The sequence below is a fragment of the Myxococcus sp. AM011 genome (assembly GCF_013372595.1).
In the GTDB taxonomy this organism is placed as follows: Bacteria; Myxococcota; Myxococcia; order Myxococcales; family Myxococcaceae; genus Myxococcus; species Myxococcus eversor.
In genome coordinates this window covers 1-5,479 of the sequence record NZ_JABXEM010000438.1, presented here as the reverse complement: position 1 = coordinate 5,479, position 5,479 = coordinate 1, and the positions used below count along the sequence as shown (strand labels likewise).

4 protein-coding genes are annotated in these 5,479 nt (G+C 67.6%); 2 read left to right on the top strand and 2 right to left on the bottom strand.

Annotated features, from left to right (window positions below; translation table 11 throughout):
• The first annotated feature begins 350 nt into the window (after positions 1–350).
• Together HUW62_RS45530 and HUW62_RS45525 are read left to right on the top strand one after the other, a co-directional pair.
• Positions 351–1,088 carry a metallophosphoesterase gene (locus HUW62_RS45530; RefSeq protein ID WP_163871037.1) on the top strand — a complete coding sequence of 246 codons (738 nt, stop codon included), beginning with the start codon at positions 351–353 and terminating at the stop codon, positions 1,086–1,088.
• Positions 1,089–1,151: 63 nt separating this feature from the next.
• Positions 1,152–1,733, top strand: a complete 582-nt coding sequence (locus HUW62_RS45525) for a TIGR02265 family protein (RefSeq protein ID WP_163871036.1) — start codon at positions 1,152–1,154, stop codon at positions 1,731–1,733.
• Here HUW62_RS45525 and HUW62_RS45520 read toward each other — a convergent pair whose 3' ends face one another.
• Both HUW62_RS45520 and HUW62_RS45515 read right to left on the bottom strand, forming a co-directional pair.
• Entirely contained in the window at positions 1,734–2,753 is a 1,020-nt protein-coding gene (locus HUW62_RS45520; protein ID WP_163871035.1) for a hypothetical protein, read from the bottom strand.
• A gap of 579 nt (positions 2,754–3,332) precedes the next feature.
• Entirely contained in the window at positions 3,333–5,294 is a 1,962-nt protein-coding gene (locus HUW62_RS45515; protein ID WP_163871041.1) for a potassium transporter Kup, read from the bottom strand.
• Positions 5,295–5,479: the final 185 nt, after the last annotated feature.

Below are 5,479 nucleotides of genomic sequence, written 5' to 3'. Positions count from 1 at the left end.
CCGCTTTCCACCCCCACGCGCCCCCCCAAGGTGGAGCATCCATGCTCCACCTCCGCGCCTCTCTTCTCGCTCCTCGAAATCCGAGTGAACAGTTCAACCCACTGAAATGACGGGCACGCCCACATCAAGCCTACGTCCACTCACCCCCGGAATGGCCGCCCGTGTCGCAGTGGCGCATTTCGAGACAGTCCCGGCGTAAACTGATTTTACGACATTTCTCGTATTCCTCGTCTTTTATCCCCTGGCCGGATTGAGGACGGCGTGCGGGGTTTCTGGGGGAAGCAGGCGAGGGCCTGGGGCGCGTGGAGTTCTGGGGCCTGGAGGGCGAATCATCCGGTATGAGGGGGCGCATGCGGCTCTTTGGTATCGGCGACACGCATCTGCCCTCCACGCGACAGAAGGACATGCATCGCTTCGGGTGGACGGACCACCCGCTTCCGCTCCAGCGCGCGTGGGACGAGATGGTGCGGCCGGACGACGTGGTCATCGTCGCGGGCGACATCTCCTGGGCGACGCGGGCGCACGAGGTGATGGACGACCTGGCGTGGCTGGACGCGCGGCCGGGGCGCAAGCTGCTGGTGCGCGGCAACCATGACTACTGGTGGGGCGACTCGGCGTCGAAGCTGCGCAAGCTCCTGGAGCCATTCCGCACGCTGGAGGCGTTCCTTCACAACAGCGCGGCGGTGATGGGGCCGTGGGTGATTGCCGGCACGCGGCTGTGGACCGCGCCCGAGGCGCCTCCCATGCCCGGCGGGGAGATGGGGGACGAGCCCGTCAACGACGGCTACGTGGAGCGGGAGACGCGGAGGCTGGCGACGTCCATCGAGGACGCGAAGAAGAAGGAGGCGGCCAGTCGCACGCCGCTGGTGCGCGTGGCCGCGGTGCACTTCCCTCCGCTGTACGCGAACGAGAAGCCCACGGCGTTCAGCGAGCCGATTGAGGCGTTCAAGCCGAAGGTCTGCGTGTACGGCCACCTGCACTCGACGGGAATCCCGGCGGGCTTCACCGGGGAGCGCGCGGGCGTGCGCTACGTGCTGGCGTCGTGCGATGCGGCCGGCTTCAAGCCGATGCTGCTCGACGAGGTGTGAAGTGTGGTTAAGCTGAACGTGCTTCCGTCATCGGAGCACGGGCCGGAGCAGGAGCTCAAAGACATGCCGTCCAACAAAGCCGAGCTCGCCGAGCGCCTCGCGGCCACCCAGCCCGGCGACGCGGTACGCGGTCTGTTCTTCAAGGCGGTGTTCAGCATGGTCCAGCAGCGGGCGGGCCTGGCCGCGCTGGAGAAGCTGCGCGTGGGTGACTTGTCGAAGGACTACTCGGACCTGCGCACCTATCCGGTGCAGGAGTTCCTCCACCTGCTCTATGTCGCGGCGGACGCGCTCGAGCCGGAGATGGGGCCTGAGAACGCCGTGTACCACGCGTGCGGCGAGTCCAATGTCACACGCTATTCCACCGGCCCGGGGATGCTCATCTTCGGCATCATCTCCCGAGGAGACCCGCAGAAGCTCTTCTCTGGAGCGCAGATGGGCTACAGCGCGGCCGTGACGTACGGCACCCGCGAGTATGTGACGACGGGACCCAAGTCAGGAACGCTTCGGGTACGTCGAGACATGCTGCCTCCCGCGTATCACGAGGGCATTCTCACCGGCGCTTTGAAAGTGTTGGGATTGACTGGCACGGCGAAGGCCCATCCACAGGGCATCGACCGCGTGGACTACGACATCACCTGGGAGTGATTACTCCACGCGCTCGAAGGTGACGTCGAGCTCGGCGACGACGCGCTCACCCACGGACGCCTGGCAGGTGAAGACGTGGTCGGCGCCGTCGTGCGAGCGGCGCGCCGCGCCGAACACCACCGTCTGGCCGGCGTACGCGAGGCTGTCCGCCTTGAGGTTCACGTTCTTGGCGAGCACGCGGGCCCACGGCGCGCCTTCCAGCTTGCGCAGGAGCGTCGTCGCGACGCGCGTCATGCCGCTGGCGACAATGGCCACGGGCATCACCGGGTGCAGGGCGAAGTGGCCCTTGCACATCTCCGCCGTCACGGGGCCCAGGGACGCGGTGAGGCTCTCACCGTCCGGGCGCCAGTCGCGCAGGGCCAGCGACTTGCCATACGGGTTCTGCCGCATGCGCGCCCACTCCTCCGGGGTGCGCTGCACGCCGTCGTCGCGACGGGGCTCGCTGCGCATCTCCACGCGGGCCTCGCCGAACAGGCGGGTGAAGGCGGCGGCGGACAGCACGTTGTAGTCCACCTCCAGGCGGAACACCGGGGTGCCGTCCGGCGCGGACAGGAGCGTGCGCGCCGTGGCGGTGCGCTTGCCCGTGAAGCTCGCCTGCGCCAGGCCCCAGAGCAGGTCCGTGGAGCGCGCCATCGGCTCGCGGCGCAGCCACTCACCGCGCGCGCCGCACGCCAGGTAGAAGTGCTGCCCGTCCTTGGGCGTCACCAGCGCCGAGGCGCAGGAACCGAGGATCGCCAGGTGCCGCCCCGCCTCCGCGATACCGATGAGGCCCGCTTCCGCGTCCGGGTCCTGCTGCACGGGGATTCGCGCCACCACCTCGCCCTGCCCCATCACCGTCACGTCCTTCAGCGCGAAGTACGGGTCTCGCACGCAGATCCGCGGATACAGCTCCTGCGCGCTCAGCACCGTGTGCGGGGCCAGGTTCGACCAGTCGCGCAGGGGCTGCTCAGTCCAAGGCGTCGCCGAAGGCGCGGAGGAGGAGAGACCGGAGGAGAGGATCGAGGAGGCGACGTCGAGCATGGGGGATGACCTCAGTTCGGACACGGGGTTGTGCGCGACACCTGAAAGCACTGTAAGCGAGCAGGCTTTCATCCGTACAGGATTATTTCTGTCAGGTGGAAATATCATCGCACAACCAGGCTTGAAGTTGCCAGTGGGGAGGTAATTTTATGTTCCGGGAGGATTAAATCACCACTCCGTGTCACCTGGAGTGTGTCAAAGGACACCCCAAACCCACACCCAACGCATGGCGTCAGGACGCCGAGTGGGTTGAACTCACCCCATTATCGTCCGCGCCGCAGCCGTGTTTCCGCAGAGTTACAACGTCACTGGGTCCTCAGACACAGCGCGTCTTTCCGGACACCGTAGGCAAAGTGATGGTGGACCGGCAGGATTCCAGTCCAACCACCCATTCCAGGCCGGTGGACGCCTTTTCCAGCGGAGCGGGTTTTCCGCTGGGGGAATTTCCGGAGGATTTTCCAGCCGGCCCTCACCTGTCGGGAGGTGGCCTGGGCGGAAGACGCGCTCCGGCGTGTTGCGCGTTCCTCGGAGGACGCGAAGCCCGGCCCCTGGAAGACGGGGCCGGGACGCCAAGGCCTGCTACAGCTCCACCTGACTGCCCAGCTCCACCACCCGGTTGGGGGGAATCCGGAAGTAGGCGGTGGCGCTGCGGGCGTTGCGGCTCATCCAGGCGAAGAGCGCCTCGCGCCAGACGGCCATGCCGGGGCGCTTGGTGGGAATCAGCGTCTCCCGGCCCAGGAAGAAGCTGGTGCCCATGAGCTGGAACTGGAGGCCCTTCTCGCGGCAGCGCTTGAGCACGTCCGGGATGCTGGGGTTCTCCATGAAGCCGTAGGTGGCGACGACGCGGACGAAGCCCTGCTCCAGGGGCTCCACCTCCACGCGCTCGGCCGCGGGGATGTGGGGCACGTCCTCGGACTGAATGGTCAGCAGCACCACCTGCTCGTGCAGCACCTTGTTGTGCTTCAGGTTGTGCAGGAGCGCGGGCGGCGTGCCCTCCGCGTTGCCCGTCATGAAGATGGCGGTGCCCGGCACGCGCACGGGCGGGTGGTCGCCGAAGCTGCCCAACAGCTCCTTCAGGGGGATGCTGGAGGCGCGCAGCTTGGCCGCGAGGATGTCGCGTCCGCGCTTCCACGTCGTCATCAGCGTGAAGACGGCGACGGCGAGCAGCAGCGGGAACCAACCGCCGTCCGCCAGCTTCATCGCGTTGGCGCTGAAGAAGGCCAGCTCCACCGTGAGGATGAGGCCCGCCACCGGCATCGCCACCTTGCGGCTGACGCCCCAGCGCTCACGCGCGACGATGTAGGCCATGACCGAGGTGATGACCATCGTCGTGGACACGGCGATGCCGTACGCGGACGCCAGCGCGCTGGAGGAACGGAACGTCAGCACCAGCGTGAAGACGCCCGCCATCAGCGCCCAGTTGATGCCCGGCAGGTAAATCTGGCCCATCTCCTCCGCCGAGGTGTGCACCACCTCCATGCGCGGGCTGTAGCCCAGTTGCATCGCCTGACGCGTCAGCGAGAAGGCTCCGGAGATGAGCGCCTGCGAGGCGATGACGCCCGCCACCGCGGACAGCGCCACCAGCGGGTACAGGAGCCACGACGGGGCCAGGAGGAAGAAGGGGTTGCGCGCGGCGCTCGCGTCACGGAGCAGGAGCGCGCCCTGGCCCAGGTAGTTGAGCATCAGCGCCGGCAGCACCACCCAGAACCAGGCGCGCTTGATGGGCTTCCACCCGAAGTGGCCCATGTCCGCGTAGAGCGCCTCGCAGCCCGTGACGACGAGGAACACGCCGCCCAGCACCAGGAAGCCGTGCCAGCCGTTGTGCACGAAGAGCATCACCCCGTGCGTGGGGGACAGCGCGCCCAGCACCGCGGGGTTGTGCACCAGCTCCTTCACACCCAGCGCCGCCAGCGTGAAGAACCACACGCACATCACCGGGCCGAACACCGCGCCGATGCCCGCCGTGCCGTGCCGCTGCACCAGGAAGAGCACCACGAGGATGGCCAGGGTGATGGGGACGATGAACGGCTCCACCAGGGGCGTGGCCACGCTGAGGCCCTCCACCGCGCTGAGCACCGTGATGGCCGGGGTGATGAGGCCATCGCCGTAGAGGAGCGCCGCGCCGAAGATGCCCAGGGTGATGAGCACGGGGCGGGCCGTGTGCGCCTGCTGTCCCTTCTGCCGCTGCATCACCAGCGCCATCAGCGCCAGGATTCCGCCCTCGCCCCGGTTGTCCGCCCGCATCACGAAGATGAGGTACTTCACCGAGACGATGACGAGCAGGGACCAGAAGATGAGCGACAACACCCCCAGCACGTTCTCCGGCGTGGGGTGGATGCCGTGCGGGCCGGTGAAACACTCGCGCAGCGCGTAGAGGGGGCTCGTCCCGATGTCGCCGTAGACGATGCCCAGGGCCCCGAGGGCCAGGAGTGCCGTGCGCTTGAAGGAGTCGGGGCCTTCCCGAGCCTCTTCGCCGCCCGATACCCCGGTGGTGGTGGCTTTCACGGTCCCCCCTTTAACCGAACGCCTGGGGGTAGCAATGGACGCGGAGCGACGCTCCGTGGATTCCAACGCCCAGGTAGGTCAATGTATGACCGGGTGGACCCCGCTGCCTCCGCCCGTCGGTGTGCGACGGAGCGTGCGTCCCCTACGAACAGTCCTGAGTGGACGTATGTTGGTTAGCCATGACGGAGGGCCGGGGGGCGCCTTCAGGGGAATCCCCTTCC

Excerpts from the sequence above, each read along its gene's own strand:
- HUW62_RS45530 (WP_163871037.1), top strand. The coding sequence starts at position 351 with ATGCGGCTCTTTGGTATCGGCGACACGCATCTGCCCTCCACGCGACAG.
- HUW62_RS45525 (WP_163871036.1), top strand. The coding sequence starts at position 1,152 with ATGCCGTCCAACAAAGCCGAGCTCGCCGAGCGCCTCGCGGCCACCCAG.
- HUW62_RS45520 (WP_163871035.1), bottom strand. The coding sequence starts at position 2,753 with ATGCTCGACGTCGCCTCCTCGATCCTCTCCTCCGGTCTCTCCTCCTCC.